This window comes from Pseudomonas shiyinii (genome assembly GCF_056725765.1).
Map to the genome: position 1 here is coordinate 3984900 of NZ_CM161522.1, position 16161 is coordinate 4001060.

A 16161-nucleotide genomic window follows, 5' to 3' on the forward strand; every position below is an offset into this window, starting at 1 on the left:
GGTATTCTAACGTGTACGCCTTGGGTTTTGCAGGGTTTGTGAGACCGAGCGCCGCGTGGTCGGCGCTCCGTCTTACCAACACCCGATCACTCAAGACATCCCCCTCGCCACCCCTCATTACAGACCAAGGGGTGAAATCCTCCCCCCCGGATGCAGTACAATCGCCCCTTTTATTTGGCAACGAGTCGACCCGCCAATGATCGAACCCAAGCGCGTCCTGCGCGCCCTAGCCGAACACTGGGCCTTGATCGAGCCGCTGTGCGAGCGCTTCGACCAAGGCACCCTGAGCCTGGTCGAGCTGCGCCAGCAACTGGCCCGGCAGCAGGTGGAAAGCACGCCGCAGGACATCACCCAGTTGCTCGACGTGTGGATCCGCCTGGACATTCTGGTGCCGGTGGCCAAGAGCCCGAACCGCTTCGAGCTCAACGCCCAGATCCACGATTTCCTCGCCTACCTGCGCCGCGAGCACCGCCTGGGCCTGTGCCTGGAGATCGAAGCCTACCTGCGCCACCTGGAGCGTCTGGCCGGGCATATCCAGGACGCCTTCGACAACCGCGACAGCGACGACCTGGCGCGCCAGCTGCGCCTGCTCGACATGCGCGTGCGCGACGTGCTCAAGAAGCTCGACAACGACGAGCAGGCGCTGGTGGCCGTGGCCGAACGGGCCAAGACCAGCAACCGCCAAATCCCCCTGCGCCAGCGCTACGCCGAGGTCCTGGCGACCTGGGACGAGTACGTCGAGCCGATGATCCAGCTGGTCAATGCCGACGGCGCCTTCGAGCAAGGCGTTCGCAAGGTCGAGACCGTGCTGCTGCGCCTGCTGGGCGAGCAGGCGCGCCTGGGCCACCTGGTCGACGACGACATGCTGCTGCGCACCCACGCCCGTATCCTCGAGATGCAGACCAGTGCTCAGCTCACCCTGCGCCACGCCCGTGAACTGCTGCTGCCCCTGCGCGAGGAAGCACGCCGGCACAACGCCGTGACCCGCGGCGCCGCCCTGGCCCTGTCGGTAATCCGCAAGAAAGGCATCGATGCCGTGCCGCAAGCGGCCATGCCGATGTTCACCCGCCCGCAGAGCACCTTCCTCGGCAGTGCCAGCCAGGTCGAAGCGTACGTTTATGCCCTGGCCCGCTTCGAGCCCAAGCCGGCGCGCTTCCCCAAGGCACACAAGTCGCAGAAGGGCCCGCTGCCCCGCGCCCCACGCACGGTCAAGGAAATGCTCGAGCGCTGCGAAGACGCCCTGCCCCTGCCGGACCTGATGGTCTGGCTGCTGGAGCAGGAGCCCGAAGGCGCCACCGACGAATTGCTGTACTGGTTCTCGCGCCTGTCGCGGGAGAAGCGCTTCAGCCGCGAGCGCCTCGAACGCCAGGAATACACCACCCGCGAGCACCTGGTCAGCCTGCGCTCCTTCGCCCTGACGTCCAGCCGCCAAGCCACGCCAACGACCACGTCCGACTCCAACGCGAGCCCAGCCAATGCATCTTGATCTTTCCGAACTGTCCCAGCTCGCGCCGATCTTCCGCGAGCTGTTCAAGGGCTTCCACATCAGCCGCCGCGACCCTGAACTGTATGCCCAGCTGTCGAACTTCCAGGACCAGTACCGCACCTTGTTCAAGGCCCTGGGCTTCGAGCTGGTGTGCGACACCCGCGGTTTCTACTACTTCGTGCCCGAGCAGGCCGCCGCCCAGGTCAACAAGACCGCACAGCGCCTGTCGCTGTTCACCTTCATCCTGGTCGAGCACCTGGCCGACCAGGGTCGCGACCCGATGGCCGTGCTCGATGGCGGCAGCGTCGGCCGCGACGAGCTGCCGTCCTTGCTGGAAAAGTACCGCGACCTGTTCATCCAGGCCGAAGTGCAGACCGTCGACGAGCTCGAAGAAAAAATCCTGCGCCGCATGACCCAGCTGGGCTTCGCCCTCGAGGAAGGCGGCATCTACCGCTTCCTGCCGCCGATGCACCGTTTCCTCGACGTGTGCCTGTCGGTCCAGCAGGACCGGGACCTGGCCGCCACCCTGCACAGCGACCTGCCGCTGCCTACGCCGGTATTGGTCGAAGAAGAGAGCCCGGAAGAACTCAACCGCACCGACGACCCGCTTGACCTCACCCCGTTCGACAGCGAGGAGAGCGAGGAAGAAGCCCTGGCCCGGGCCATTCGCGAAGAGCAACAGGAGATTGATGCATGAGCCAGGAACGCTACGGTATTCGCCGCTTCGCACTGCTCAACACCGCCGGCTACAGCCTGGGCCTGTTCCCCCTGGAGCACCCGCTGTCGGTCTACGGCGCCAACAACCTGGGCAAGTCCGCCTCGATCAATGCCCTGCAGTTCCCGATCCTGGCGCGCATGTCCGACATGAGCTTCGGCAAGTACAGCCTGGAGCAGTCGCGCCGGTTCTACTTCGCCAGCGACACCAGCTACATCCTCTGCGAACTGAACCTACCCCACGGCCCGCACGTGATCGGCGTGGTCGGGCGTGGCCCGGGCGGCGGCTTCGGCCACCAGTTCTTCGCCTACCAAGGCCAGCTGGACCTGGCGCACTACCAGAAGAACGACACCTGCCTGCGCCAGAAGGAGCTGTTCACCAACCTCGAACAGCACGGCCTGAAGGCCTACGAGCTCAAGCCCGACGAGCTGCGTCGGCTGCTGGTCGGCGGCCACACCTCGGTGCCGCTGGACCTGACCCTGATCCCGCTGCGTTCGACCAGCGAGCAGAGCCTGAAGACCTTCCGTGCCCTGTTCATCAACCTGCTGCACATGCGCGAGATCACCGCGGCCAAGCTCAAGCAACTGTTCCTCGATGCCTTCGAGCACAGCCTGCGCTCGGGCAGCGTCGACTACATCGCCGCCTGTGAGGAAGCCTTCCGCGACGTACGCCGCATGGAACAGGACTACAACGCCCTGGTCGCCGCCGGCCCCCTGGTCGAGGCCCTGGCCGGCGGCGTGGCCCAGCGTGACATCCTGCGCGGCAAGCTGCACCGTATCTCGCCATTGCTCGACAACCTGCTGGGCACCTGGCAGGAATACGCCATGGCCCGCAAGGAAGAGCTGGTCATCCAGTCCGAGCACTACCGCAGCGAGCAGGACCGCCTGCAGAACGACCAGCGCGGCGGTACCCAGGAGCTGATGCGCCTGGAGCGCGAGATCACCGGCATCCAGCGCTGGTTGGGCGAGCTGTCGGTACTCAAGCACCGCTTTGCCCTGGTCACCGACGTGAAGACCCTGGAGCAGCAACTGCTGGCCGCCAAGGATGCCCACGACGAACTGGCCGGCGCCCTGGCCCAGTCACGGCAGTTCTCCGCCGAGGACCTGGACGAACGCGTTCGCGACCTGGAAAAACGCCTCAAGCAGGTCAAGCAGCAACTCGACCACGCCGACAACAACAGCTACGCCCGCCTGCGCGAGGAGTTCTCGCAACAGGACGTCGATCGCCTGATGCGCCTGTTCAACGGCGCGCTGTTCAGCCTGCCGCTGGGCGACCGGGGCATCGAGCTGGACGACAGCGATGTCTGGGTGAAAACCCTCGAAGCGGTGCTCGACGGCTTCAAGGGCGAGCGCTTCGAAGCTCCGGGCGTGTCCATCGACCTTTCCCACATCGACCCGCCGGCGCTCCAGGCCCTGGCTGACCGTGCCGCCCTGCGCGACCAATCGGCGCGCCTGGAAAAAGAACTCAAGCAGCTCAAGACCCAACAGGCCGTCGCCGCCGACCGCAGTGCGTCCAAGGCGCAGACCGAAGCCCTGTACCAGCAGGTGCTCGATGCCCAGAAGGCCCTGGAAGACTATCGCCGTACCGAGACCCTGAGTGCCGAGGAGCCGGAAAAGCTGGAACAGCTCGCCCAACTCGAAGCCGCCCAGGACGAACTCAAGCGCTCAAGCGACGCCTTCACCGAACGCGTCCAGCAGCTGTCGGCCAAATTGCAGCTGGTGGGCCGGCAGATCGCCGACCTGGAAGCCAAGCAGCGCACCCTGGAAGACGCCCTGCGCCGTCGCCAGCTGCTGCCGGCCGACCTGCCGTTCGGCACCCCGTTCATGGAAGCGATCGACGATTCCATGGACAACCTGCTGCCGCTGCTCAACGACTACCAGGACAGCTGGCAGGCCTTGCAGCGCGTGGACAACCAGATCGAGGCGCTGTACGCCCAGGTGCGCCTCAAGGGCGTGGCCAAGTTCGACAGCGAAGACGACATGGAGCGCCGCCTGCAACTGCTGATCAACGCCTACTCGCACCGCACCGAGGAAGCCCTGACCCTGGCCAAGGCACGCCGCGCGGCGGTCACCGACATCGCCCGGACCTTGCGCAACATCCGCAGCGACTACGACAGCCTCGAGCACCAGCTGGCCCTGTTCAACCGCGAGATCAACAAGCGCCAGGTGTCCAACCTGGAAAGCTTCCGCGTGGTCCTGGCACCGAACAAGGAAGCGCTCAAGCACATCGACCAGATCATCCACAGCGCCGGCCAGTACGAGGAAGGTGAAACCCTGTCTGTGTTCGACCTGACCCAGAGCGCCGAGCAGGACCACAAGAACGAAGAGGCCAAGGAGTACCTGGCACGGCTGGTGGCAGCCAACCACAACCAGTTGGGCCTGAAGGACCTGTTCGAGCTGGCGTTCGAGATCACCAAGATCAATGGCCAGCCGGTGATCCATGCCGACATCGACGGCGCCGCGTCCAACGGCACCACCATGACCATCAAGGCGCTGACCAACATGTACCTGTTGCTGCACCTGATGGACCGCGACCTGGCTGGGCGCATTCGCCTGCCCTACTACCTCGACGAGGCGGCGGACATCGACGAACGCAACCAGGCAGCGCTGCTGGAGACCAGCCAGCAGCTGGGCTTCGTGCCGATCCTGGCGAGCGTGAAGCCGCAGGTGTCGGCGCGGGTGGCGATCGACCTGGAAGGCGGCAGCGGGCCGAACGGTATCTACATCGACGAGGCGGACTGGAAGTACATCAGCCGGCTCGATGAGGTGAAGGCGATCGTGCGCGAGGATCAGGCCGAGGAGCTGGCCTGATTCGGTGAACAGGGGCCGCTTTGCGGCCCTTTCGCGGCACAAGGCCGCTCCTACAGGAATAGGCGTACCCCCTGTAGGAGCGGCCTCGTGCCGCGAAAGGAGGCCAAAGGCCTCCCGCTCGGGTGTTATTTAGCCCACGGCAGGATCGGAATCGCCGTCACCGCGTTCTGCGGGCTGCCTTCGATCAGCCGGTCGCTATACACCAGGTACACCAGCGTATTGCGCTTCTTGTCGAGGAAGCGCACCACCTGCATGGTCTTGAACACCAGCGAGGTGCGCTCCTTGAACACCTCCTCGCCGTCCTTCAATTCACCCTTGAAGTGGATCGGCCCCACCTGGCGGCAGGCGATCGACGCCTCGGCACGGTCCTCGGCCAAGCCCAACCCACCCTTCACACCGCCAGTCTTGGCTCGCGACAGGTAGCAGGTCACACCCTCGACCTTGGGGTCGTCGAATGCCTCGACCACGATGCGGTCGTTCGGCCCGAGGAACTTGAACACGGTAGAGACCTGGCCGATTTCCTCAGCCCCGGCCAGCATCGGCAGCGCCAGCGCCGCCACGGCAATCATCCTTTTCAGCACGTTCACGCCCTCAGACCAGCACCAGGTTGTCGCGGTGCACCAGTTCCGGTTCGGCGCTGTAGCCCAGCAGGCTCTCGATGGCATCGGACGGCTGACCGATGATCTTCTGTGCTTCCAGGGCACTGTAGTTGGCCAGGCCACGGGCTACTTCAAGGCCGTCAGGGCCGACGCACACCACCATCTCGCCGCGACGGAAGCTGCCCTGCACGGTCTTCACGCCCACCGGCAACAGGCTCTTGTTGGCCTGACGCAGGGCCTGCACGGCACCTGCATCGAGCACCAGGGTGCCGCGGGTCTGCAGGTGGCCGGCCAGCCACTGCTTGCGGGCGGCGAGCATGCCGCGCTCCGGCGACAGCAGCGTACCCAGGCGTTCACCGGCCTTGAGACGATCGAGCACGCGTTCGATGCGGCCACCGATGATGATGGTGTGGGCACCAGATCGGGCCGCCAGGCGTGCGGCGCGCAGCTTGGTCTGCATGCCGCCGCGGCCCAGGGCGCCCCCCGTGCCGCCGGCCACCGCATCCAGGGCCGGGTCGTCGGCGCGGGCTTCGTAGATCAGCTGCGCTTCGGGGTTGTTGCGCGGGTCAGCATCGAACATGCCGTCGCGGTCGGTGAGGATCACCAGCAGGTCGGCTTCCACCAGGTTGGCCACCAGGGCTGCCAGGGTGTCGTTGTCGCCGAAGCGGATCTCGTCGGTGACCACGGTGTCGTTCTCGTTGATCACCGGCACCACGCCCAGGTCGACCAAGGTACGCAGCGTGCTGCGGGCGTTGAGGTAACGCTTGCGGTCGGAGAGGTCGTCATGGGTCAGGAGGATCTGCGCGGTGTGCTTGCCATGCTCGCCGAAGCTCGACTCCCAGGCCTGCACCAGGCGCATCTGGCCAAGGGCGGCGGCGGCCTGCAGCTCGTTCATCGCGCTCGGTCGCGAAGCCCAGCCCAGTTGGCTCATGCCCGCGGCCACGGCCCCGGAGGAGACCAGCACCAACTCCACGCCCGCTTCCCGCAGCGCGACCATCTGCTCGACCCAGACGGCCATGGCGCCGCGATCCAGGCCTTTGCCATCCGCCGTCAGCAGGGCACTGCCGATCTTCACGACCCAGCGCTTGGCGCCCGTCACCTTGCTTCGCATCTTCTCTTCCAACCTATGTCGAATCTGTAGATACCAAAACGCCGCTCATTGGAGCGGCGTGCCGTGAAAATGGTGGTGCCCTCAATCGCGGGACAAGCCCGCTCCCACAAGGATCGCATGGACCTGTGGGAGCGGGCTTGCCCCGCGATGGGTTCAACGCCCAAGCCTGATCAACGGCACACTGCTCGCAGAGCGGCGTTTAGTGTACTGCAACCGATCAGTCGCGCACGTAAATGATTTCCGGGCCGTCTTCGTCGTCCTCGAAATCATCCCAGTCGTCATCGTCGCCAATGTCATGCACGCTCTTGACGCCCGTGCGACGCAGGGTACGGGCATCGTCCAGCGCCTGCAGCTGGGCACGGGCCTCGTCTTCGATGCGCTGATCGAGTTCGGCCAGCTCGGCGGCGTAGGCCGGGTCATTGGCCAGGCGATCGGCACGGTCTTCGAGGTAGCGCATCAGGTCGTGGCTGAGCTGCTCGGTACCCTGCTTGGCGATGGCCGAGATCACGTACACCGGGCCGTCCCAGTTCAGGCGTTCGACCACTTCCTTGACGCGCTCGTCGCGCTCCTCGTCCATGATCATGTCGGCCTTGTTCAGCACCAGCCAGCGCTCGCGGTCGACCAGTGCCGGGCTGAACTGCGCCAGCTCGTTGATGATGACCTCGGCGGCATCGGCCGGGCTGCTGCCGTCCAGCGGCGCCAGGTCGACCAGGTGCAGCAGTACGCGGGTACGCGCCAGGTGCTTGAGGAAGCGGATACCCAGGCCCGCCCCTTCGGAAGCGCCTTCGATCAGGCCGGGGATGTCGGCGATGACGAAGCTCTTCCAGCGGTCGACGCTGACCACACCCAGGTTCGGCACCAGGGTGGTGAACGGGTAGTCGGCGACCTTCGGCTTGGCAGCCGAAACCGAGCGGATGAAGGTGCTCTTGCCGGCATTCGGCAAGCCCAGCAGGCCGACGTCGGCCAGCACTTTCAGCTCCATCTTCAGGTCGCGCTGCTCACCCGGCTTGCCTGGCGTGGTCTGGCGCGGCGCGCGGTTGGTGCTGGACTTGAAGCGGGTGTTGCCCAGGCCGTGCCAGCCGCCCTGGGCGACCATCAGCTTCTGGCCCGGGGTGACCAGGTCACCGATCACTTCCTGGGTCGAGGCGTCGATCACGGTGGTGCCGACCGGCACGCGCAGGAACAGGTCTTCACCCTTCTTGCCGGTGCAGTCGGTGCTGCCGCCGTTCTGGCCACGCTGGGCTTCGTGGTGGCGGGTGTAGCGGTAGTCGACCAGGGTATTGAGGTTCTCGTCGGCCACCATGTACACCGAGCCACCGTCACCACCGTCGCCACCGTTGGGGCCACCGTTCTCGATGAACTTCTCGCGGCGGAAGCTCATGCAACCATTGCCGCCATCACCGGCTTTGACCCGGATCGATACTTCGTCAACAAACTTCATAAAAACCGCCTCTCGCCTTCCGACGAGCTGAATAGCTTGAACACCTGAGGCTCTTGCAAAAATGAGCGCGGCGGCCCCGTACGACCGTAGAAACCCACGCCGGCAGCCCATACAAACAGCTTTGCAAGAGGCTCACCACAAACGAAAAAGCCCCGTCGCATGACGGGGCTTCTGGAGCGACGTCGCGATTAGGCTGCGACGATGCTCACGTAACGGCGGTTGAACTCGCCTTTCTTCTCGAACTTGATCACGCCTTCGATCTTGGCGAACAAGGTGTGGTCCTTGCCCATGCCAACACCGTAGCCAGCGTGGAATTCGGTGCCGCGCTGACGGACGATGATGTTGCCCGGCTTGATAACCTGGCCGCCATACATCTTCACGCCAAGGCGTTTCGATTCTGAGTCGCGACCGTTACGAGTACTACCACCAGCCTTTTTGTGAGCCATGGTTCAATTCTCCAAATAAATTCAGGGGACCTAGGCGATTAAGCCTGGATACCGGTGATTTTGATCTCGGTGAACCACTGGCGGTGGCCCATGCGCTTCATGTGGTGCTTACGACGACGGAACTTGATGATGCGAACCTTGTCGTGACGACCTTGCGAAACGACTTCAGCCACAACCTTGGCACCTGCGACGACTGGCGCGCCGATGGTGACGTCGTCGCCGTTGGCGACCAGCAGAACGCGATCGAAAGTCACGGATTCGCCAGTGGCGACTTCCAGTTTCTCGATCTTGAGGAATTCACCTTCAGCGACTTTGTACTGCTTGCCGCCGGTAACGATTACTGCGTAAGACATGGTATTTCTCCGATAATCCTGCTCACCCAGCGCTTTATATGATGAGTATTGGCTGGCATGGCTGCACTGGGCTGGAACGGCCCGGTGCAATTGCGTAAGGCAGGTGCTGCCCAGGAAGTTAGGGTGCGCGATTGTACGCAACCCGATAAATGCTTGCAAGTGGCGGCCCCGGGCCACGGGCAGCGCGCCTTGACACACCGGGACCCGCGACCTAGCATGCCGCGCAACCTCAATGGAGCAGCCGATGCAACCCCAATCCTTCTACCGCGCGGTAGCTGACGATTTCAGCGCCGTCGACGAGATCATCAAGAAGCAGCTGACCTCGCGCGTGCCGCTGGTATCGAAGATCGGCGACTATATCACGTCCGCTGGCGGCAAGCGCCTGCGCCCGCTGCTGGTGCTGCTGTGCGGCAAGGCCCTGGGGCGCGAAGGCGACGACCTGCGCCTGCTGGCGGCGACCATCGAGTTCCTGCACACCGCCACCCTGCTGCACGACGACGTGGTCGACATGTCCGGCATGCGCCGTGGCCGCTCCACCGCCAACGCCCTGTGGGGCAATGCGCCGAGCGTGCTGGTGGGCGACTTCCTGTATTCGCGCTCGTTCGAAATGATGGTCGAGCTCGGCTCGATGCCAGTCATGCAGATCCTCTCCAAGGCCACCCGGGTGATCGCCGAGGGCGAAGTGCTGCAGCTGTCGCGGGTACGCGACGCCAGCACCACCGAAGAGGTGTACATGGACGTGATCCGCGGCAAGACCGCGATGCTGTTCGAGGCCTCGACCCACAGCGCCGCCGCACTGGCCGGTGCCAGCGACGAACAGCGCGAGGCCCTGCGCACCTTCGGCGACCACCTGGGCGTGGCCTTCCAGCTGGTCGACGACCTGCTGGACTACAAGGGCGACTCGCAGACGCTGGGCAAGAACGTCGGCGACGACCTGGCCGAAGGTAAACCGACCCTGCCGCTGATCTACACCATGCGCGAAGGCACCGCCGAACAGGCTGCCCTGGTGCGCCAGGCGATCCAGAAGGGTGGCCTGGAGGACCTGGAGCAGATCCGCGTCGCCGTGGAAGCCTCCGGCGCCCTGGACTACACCGCCCGGTTGGCCCGCGACTACGTCAAGCGCGCCATCGAGTGCCTGGAAGTGCTGCCCGCCAGCGAATACCGTGATGCACTGGTCGAGCTGAGCGAGTTTTCGGTCGCCCGTACCCACTGATTTCGCCCCCCCATCGCGGGACAAGCCCGCTCCCACAGGTCCGTTACCCACAGAACCTGGTGGGAGCGGGCTTGTCCCGCGATTGCATTTGCACAGCAAGCCACATCTACCCGCCAAAACCTTATACAATGTGGGCTTTATTTCTCCTGTCTTGAGGAACCTCCGTGAGCACTTTGCCACCTTGCCCAAAATGCAACTCCGAATACACCTATGAGGATGGCACCCAACTGATTTGCCCCGAATGCGCCCATGAGTGGTCGCCCAACGCCGAAGCCGAGGCCGCCAGCGACGACGTGGTGAAGAAGGATTCGGTCGGCAACGTCCTGCAGGATGGCGACACCGTTACCGTGATCAAGGACCTCAAGGTCAAGGGCTCATCCCTGGTGGTGAAGGTCGGCACCAAGGTCAAGAACATCCGCCTGTGCGACGGCGACCATGACATCGACTGCAAGATCGACGGCATCGGCGCCATGAAGCTGAAGTCGGAGTTCGTCCGCAAGGTCTGACGGCCTGCCGCTCGGGGTTGCCGCCCAGGCAGCCCCGACAGCCCCTGAAACAAGGTCCCTGCCCCGCCTGGAAGAAAATAGCCAATAGGGCCTTGCTATTCTGATAATAAGAATTATTCTCATTGGAACCCGCTTTCCAAGGAGAACAGCCATGACCTATCTGATCGATGCCTGGCTCGACCGGCCCCACCCCTACCTGAGAATCCTCCACCGGGACACCGGCGAAGTGTGCGCTGTGCTCGAGGAAGACGCGCTCGATGAACTGCGCGACCAGGGCGACCTGGACATCAATGGCTTGAATTCAAGCGAGCCTGGGGTGCTCAAGGAGCTGGTACGCAATCTGTTCCTGTTCTGCTATGCGCGGGCGTTGCGCCCTGGGGGAACGGACTGGAATTGAGGCTGGGTCGAAAGAGAGGGGGCGCGTCCTACAGCCACCGCGCAGGCCTCTGTAGGAGCGGCCTTGTGCCGCGAAAGGGCCGCAACGCGGCCCCAAGGGCATTACAGAACGTCGAGCAGCTCGACGTCGAACACCAGCACGCTGTGCGGTGGGATGCTACCAACGCCCTGGGCACCGTAGGCCAGTTCGCTCGGTACGTACAGGCGCCACTTGCTGCCGGCGTTCATCAGCTGCAGGGCTTCGGTCCAGCCAGCGATCACGCCACCGACCGGGAATTCAGCCGGCTGGCCGCGCTCGTAGGAGCTGTCGAACACGGTGCCGTCGATCAGCGTGCCGTGGTAATGGGTACGCACGTTGTCTTCACGGCTCGGCTTGGCGCCTTCGCCTGCGGTCAGGACTTCGTACTGCAGACCCGAGGCCAGGGTGATGATGCCTTCACGCTTGGCGTTCTCGACCAGGAAGGCCTTGCCGGCAGCAGCAGCGGCTTCGGCCTTGGCAGCAGCTTCGGCCTGCATCACTTCACGGATGACCTTGAAGCTGGCCGACAGGTCGGCCTCGCTGACGCGGCTGTCGGCGCCGTTGAAGGCGTCGGTCAGGCCGGCCAGGATGGCTTCCAGGCTCACGCCTGGCGGTGGGTTGTCGCGCAGCTGGCCGCCCAGCTGACGGCCGATGCCGTAGCTGACGCGCGATTCGTCGGTGGTCAGGTTGAGTTCGGACATTTCACTCTCCGCTTGAGGGCGAAGGTAATCCGCCCTGCATGAAAAAGGGCGTGAAGCCTAGCACACAGCGGCGCAGTGATCAGCTATCAGAACTACCAGGCCGAACGCTGGGAAATCGGCACCTTCAGGTCTTCTTCAGGGTGCGTGCCCATTCCGCACATCTCGTCCTGGACGGACCAGTGCACCAAGTTCATGGACAACAGCGGCACGGCACTGAGCAGGTTGCGCGCATCTTCCACCGAATGCACCCGCAGCCGTTCGCCACGGACATCGGCCAGCGGATGGGCATGCCCCTTGACCCGGGCCTCGAGCAAGTAGTCGCCGCCTTCGATGGCGATCAGGTTGAGTTCATCGACATGGCCGGCCCTGGCCTCGACGTTGAGCTGATGCAGGTTCATGAGAGCACCTCGCAACGAGAACCACGCATGACTGCTCATTTTTTGTACAGCCCAGGCAAAACCACAAGCCATGAACGCGACCGCCCGTCCGTTTTTGCAACGGACGGGCGGCGGGTACTGCCGACAGCAGTGCTGTCAGTGCTTGGTGACTTTATCCAGATAGCCCATGACGAAGGCCGAGATGACGAACGTCATGTGGATGATCACGTACCACATCAGGTAGTCGGTGGAGATGTTCTGGGCATCCATGAACACCCGCAGCAGGTGGATGGAGGAAATCGCCACGATCGACGCCGCAACCTTCATCTTCAGCGAGGAAGAGTCCATCTTGCCCAGCCAGTTGAGCTTTTCCTTGCTGTCGTCGATGTCCAGCTGCGAGACGAAGTTCTCGTAGCCAGAAATCATCACCATGACCAGCAGGCCGCCGACCAGCGACATGTCGATCAGCGAGAGGATCACCAGGATCAGGTCGGCTTCGCTCAAGGAGAAGACGTTGGGCAGGACGTGGACGACTTCCTGGAAGAATTTCAGTGCCAGGGCCAGCAGGCCCAGGGACAGGCCGAAGTAGATCGGGGCGAGCAGCCAGCGCGAGGCATACATCGCGTTTTCGAGGAAACGTTCCATGGGAGGTAGAGACTCGTGAGATGACGAAAAAGCGAGGCGCGAGTATAGCCATCCACGTCCCGACAGCAAAAGCCTGGCAGTGTCGAGGTCGATTTACGGCCCAATCGCCGGCAAGCCGGCTCCCACAGGCTCTGGAAACAGTGCAGGACAGGTGGGAGCCGGCTTGCCGGCGATTGGCCAGGGCAAAAAATTCAAGACAGTTGCTCACACCTGTCCTGTGCTGTTTTCAGAACAGAGACCGTACCAACGCCCCTCGGCTTCAGGTTTCGGGATGGAACTGGAAATCCCCAAGGTTGCGGCAACGCTCGCCGTTGATCCTGCGCAACTGTGCCTGCAGGTGCAGGCACCAGATCTGAGGGTCATCGGCGACCTGATAGCCGTGCAACGTCAGGCTGTCGACAATGGCATTGAGCACCGACTCGGCCACCATCGGCCCGTGGAAAGGCCCTTGGGCCTTGATGGCCGAAGGCTGCTCCCCCGCCATGCCGGCGGCGAACAGCAGGGTCCACATGCCGGTGTCGCCGGCCAGCGGGCGTATGCTGCATTCGATGCGGGTCACCAGGCCCAGGCACTGGCGGGTGAGGCTGAGGTTGCGCATGGCGGCGTCCCCTCCGTGAAGCCTTGTTCAGCCCGGAACCCAGGGCTGTTTCCATCCTGAACGCTGCTGCCGTCCTTAAGTTCCAGCATAGAAGACCCGCGGAAAAAGATGGAAAACCGGCGCTAAACGGTAGCCACTGGCCGCCAGCGCCGGTTAATTGACTCAGGCTGGGCTGGCCTGGGCCACCACCTCCTCCAGGCGCTCCTTCTCGGCTTCCTTGACGTCTTCTTCGCTGATCATCTCGGCGATCACTCGTAGGCGCTCCACCACCCGGGCATTGACGCTGCCCTCGGGGAACTGGCCCTTCTCGTCCGGCGCACCGGCTTCCTCGCCCACCAGCAGGCTCAAGGCCTCATCGGCCTGGCTGACGGCGTAGACATGGAAGCGCCCGGCCTCGACGGCCTGCAACACACGCTCATCGAGCATCAGCGTAGCGACGTTGGCACGGGGGATGATCACCCCCTGCTCGCCGGTCAGGCCGCGCGCTTCGCAGAGCCGGAAGAAGCCCTCGATCTTCTCGTTGACCCCACCGACCGCCTGCACCTCGCCGAACTGATTGATCGACCCGGTGATGGCGAAGCACTGCTTGAGCGGGGTGCGCGACAGCGCCGAGATCAGGGTGCAGACCTCGCCGAGCGAGGCACTGTCGCCATCGACGTAGCCATAGGACTGCTCCAGGGCGATGCTCGCCGAGATCGCCAGGGGGAACTCCTGGGCATAGCGGCTACCCAGGTAGCCGGTGAGAATCATCACGCCCTTGGAGTGGATCGGCTGGCCCAGGTTGACCTCGCGCTCGATGTCGACGATGCCGCTGCCGCCCGGGTAGACGGTAGCGGAGATACGTGCCGGCATACCGAATGCCGAATCGCCCACCTCGAGCACGGTCAGGCCGTTGCACTTGCCGATGGCCGCGCCTTCGGTGTCGATCAGGATGATCCCGGCGAGCATGTCGTCGAGCACCCGCTGGGAAACGCGCCCGGTGCGGGTGGCCTTGGCCTTGAGGGCCCGCTCGATGTGCCCGGCGTCGGTCATCTCCTCGTTGGCCAACTGACGGATGAAGTCCGCCTCGCTGACCAACTGGAACAGGTCACCGATACGTGCCGACAGGCGCGACTGGTTTTCCGCCAGGCGGGCGCTATAGGTGGCCAGGCGCGCCACCGCATCCCCCGTCAACGGCGCCATGCCTTCCTCGTTGGTCCGCGTACGCAGCAACTGGGCGAACTGCTCGAGGTTCTCATCGACCAGCGGCATGTCCTCGTCGAAGTCCACCAGCACCCGGAACATCTCCTGGAAGTCCGGGTCGTGATCCTGCAGGGCGTAGTAGAGCTGGCGCGAACCGATGATCACCAGCTTGACGTTGAGCGGGATCATCTGCGGCGTAAGGGTTACCGTTGCGACCCGGCCCAGCTCGCCCAGGGGGGACTCCATCTTCAGCTTGCGCGATTGCAAGGCCCGCTTGAGGGCGTCCCAGACGAACGGCTCGCCGAGCATCTTCTCCGCTTCCAGGATCAGGAAGCCTCCGTTGGCGCGGTGCAGCGCGCCCGGGCGCAGTTGGCGATAGGAGGTGTAGAGCGCGCCTTGGTCGGTGCTGTACTCGATGCGCCCGAACAGGTTGTCGTAGGTCGGGTGAGGTTCGAACACCATCGGCGCACCGCCGCTGGCGTGGTGGCCGACCACCAGGCTCGGCGCATACTGCTCCTCGAGCATCTTGCGCGCCACGGCGTCGGGCTTGCTGTCGTCGACCAGTTGCTCGACCACGGTGCGCAGCAGGTTCAGCTGCATGGACTGCAGGTAGGCGCAGACCGCGGCATTCTCGGCGTATTTCTCCGACAAGGGCGCCAGCAACGGCTGCAACGCCAGGGTGATGGTTTCCTCGTTGAGCTGGCGCAGCTGGTTGTTCGACTCACGCTTCCATTGCGGCAGGCTGGCCAGCTCCTCGTTGAGGCGCTCCTCGAGTTCGGCGATGTCCTCGTGGAAGCGCTCGCGCACCTCCTCGGGCAACTGGGCGAACTCGGCTTCGTCCAGGGCCTTGCCCTCGCTCATGGGGGTGAAGGCGACGTTGCTGGCGTCGCGGTACAGGGCCACGTCCTTTTCCAGCGACGCCCGCTCGATCACGTCCAAGGCACGGTCGTAGCGCTGGTTGAAGGCGCGGTCGATGGCGCCCTTCTTCTGCTGGTAGGACGGGTGTTCGAACACCGCCGGGAAGGTCGACAGCAGGTTGTCGATCAGGCCGTTCATGTCGGCGATGAATTCGCTGGCGCTGCCGGCCGGCAGCTCCAGGGCCCGGGGTTCGCGGGTTTCGTCGAAGTTGTTGACGTAGACCCAGTCGGCGGGGGTCTGCTGGCGCTTGCCCTCGGCCTTGAGGTAGCGCTTGACGAACGAGAAGCGCCCGGTGCCGGGCTCGCCCATTACATATACGTTGTAGCCGGGGCGCGGCATGGCCACGCCGAATTGCAGGGCCTCGACGGCACGCTCCTGGCCCAGGACGCCTCGAAACGGCTCCAGATCGTCGGTGGTGGCAAAGGCAAACTGTTCAGCGGAGAAACGCCGGGTCAGGGCTTCGGGCGCGAGACGCAGGCGCGAGGCGACAGGATCGGGCATTGGGTTTCCTTACTTCGGCGGGGCGGATGACAGGCATTCTGGCGCTGCCTGCGCGCAGCTTGCAAGGCTTGCCGGGACTTTATGTCGCAGGGGCACAGGTACGCCCACACATGCAATTTTTCGCAATAAATAACGCAACCTTTG

At 64.1% G+C, this 16161-nt stretch carries 16 protein-coding genes; 6 read left to right on the plus strand and 10 right to left on the minus strand.

Annotated elements, in window-relative coordinates; all coding sequences use genetic code 11:
- The first annotated feature begins 196 nt into the window (after positions 1-196).
- Genes mksB through mksF form a run of 3 tightly spaced genes read left to right on the plus strand, consistent with a single transcriptional unit; the run spans position 197 to position 5011 of the window.
- Positions 197-1486: an Mks condensin complex protein MksB gene (gene mksB / locus ACXHGZ_RS18030; protein ID WP_084858615.1), complete on the plus strand. Its 1290-nt coding sequence runs from the start codon at positions 197-199 to the stop codon at positions 1484-1486.
- On the plus strand, positions 1476-2183 hold the full coding sequence (gene mksE, locus ACXHGZ_RS18035) for an Mks condensin complex protein MksE (protein ID WP_480460790.1): 708 nt from the start codon (positions 1476-1478) through the stop codon (positions 2181-2183). Before mksB ends, mksE begins: the two co-directional genes overlap by 11 nt.
- Positions 2180-5011, plus strand: coding sequence for an Mks condensin complex protein MksF (gene mksF / locus ACXHGZ_RS18040; RefSeq protein WP_480460791.1), 2832 nt, complete (start codon positions 2180-2182; stop codon positions 5009-5011). Before mksE ends, mksF begins: the two co-directional genes overlap by 4 nt.
- A 125-nt stretch (positions 5012-5136) precedes the next feature.
- Here the strand turns inward: mksF and ACXHGZ_RS18045 are convergent, their stop codons facing one another.
- From ACXHGZ_RS18045 to rplU, 5 genes are all read right to left on the minus strand, one after another.
- Positions 5137-5580, minus strand: a complete 444-nt coding sequence (locus ACXHGZ_RS18045; RefSeq protein ID WP_172403060.1) for a CreA family protein — start codon at positions 5578-5580, stop codon at positions 5137-5139.
- A gap of 22 nt (positions 5581-5602) precedes the next feature.
- On the minus strand, positions 5603-6721 hold the full coding sequence (gene proB / locus ACXHGZ_RS18050) for a glutamate 5-kinase (protein WP_480460793.1): 1119 nt from the start codon (positions 6719-6721) through the stop codon (positions 5603-5605).
- Between the two features lie 217 nt (positions 6722-6938).
- Complete coding sequence (gene cgtA / locus ACXHGZ_RS18055; RefSeq protein ID WP_084858620.1) at positions 6939-8162, minus strand: Obg family GTPase CgtA; 1224 nt, start codon at positions 8160-8162, stop codon at positions 6939-6941.
- 188 nt (positions 8163-8350) lie between these two features.
- A complete protein-coding gene (rpmA, locus tag ACXHGZ_RS18060) occupies positions 8351-8608 on the minus strand; it encodes a 50S ribosomal protein L27 (RefSeq protein ID WP_070092741.1) in 258 nt (85 codons plus the stop codon).
- Between the two features lie 38 nt (positions 8609-8646).
- Entirely contained in the window at positions 8647-8961 is a 315-nt protein-coding gene (gene rplU / locus ACXHGZ_RS18065) for a 50S ribosomal protein L21 (protein ID WP_011532169.1), read from the minus strand.
- A gap of 244 nt (positions 8962-9205) precedes the next feature.
- On the opposite strand from rplU, the gene ACXHGZ_RS18070 reads away from it, so the two are divergent.
- The 3 genes from ACXHGZ_RS18070 (at position 9206) to ACXHGZ_RS18080 (ending at position 11077) form a co-directional block, all read left to right on the plus strand.
- A complete protein-coding gene (locus tag ACXHGZ_RS18070) occupies positions 9206-10174 on the plus strand; it encodes a polyprenyl synthetase family protein (protein WP_480460795.1) in 969 nt (322 codons plus the stop codon).
- 164 nt (positions 10175-10338) lie between these two features.
- Entirely contained in the window at positions 10339-10680 is a 342-nt protein-coding gene (locus ACXHGZ_RS18075) for a zinc ribbon domain-containing protein YjdM (RefSeq protein WP_196143766.1), read from the plus strand.
- A gap of 151 nt (positions 10681-10831) precedes the next feature.
- Entirely contained in the window at positions 10832-11077 is a 246-nt protein-coding gene (locus ACXHGZ_RS18080; RefSeq protein WP_084858623.1) for a PA4570 family protein, read from the plus strand.
- A gap of 101 nt (positions 11078-11178) precedes the next feature.
- Here the strand turns inward: ACXHGZ_RS18080 and bamJ are convergent, their stop codons facing one another.
- The 5 genes from bamJ to ACXHGZ_RS18105 form a co-directional block, all read right to left on the minus strand.
- On the minus strand, positions 11179-11796 hold the full coding sequence (bamJ, locus tag ACXHGZ_RS18085; RefSeq protein ID WP_084858624.1) for a BamJ family beta-barrel-assembly machinery protein: 618 nt from the start codon (positions 11794-11796) through the stop codon (positions 11179-11181).
- Positions 11797-11888: 92 nt separating this feature from the next.
- Entirely contained in the window at positions 11889-12194 is a 306-nt protein-coding gene (locus tag ACXHGZ_RS18090) for a DUF6482 family protein (RefSeq protein WP_480460798.1), read from the minus strand.
- Positions 12195-12329: 135 nt separating this feature from the next.
- Positions 12330-12818: a TIGR00645 family protein gene (locus tag ACXHGZ_RS18095; protein WP_084858626.1), complete on the minus strand. Its 489-nt coding sequence runs from the start codon at positions 12816-12818 to the stop codon at positions 12330-12332.
- 259 nt (positions 12819-13077) lie between these two features.
- Positions 13078-13416 (minus strand): PA4575 family protein, encoded by a 339-nt coding sequence (locus tag ACXHGZ_RS18100; RefSeq protein WP_084858627.1) that lies wholly within the window; start codon positions 13414-13416, stop codon positions 13078-13080.
- A gap of 162 nt (positions 13417-13578) precedes the next feature.
- Positions 13579-16017: a Lon protease family protein gene (locus ACXHGZ_RS18105; protein WP_084858628.1), complete on the minus strand. Its 2439-nt coding sequence runs from the start codon at positions 16015-16017 to the stop codon at positions 13579-13581.
- Positions 16018-16161: the final 144 nt, after the last annotated feature.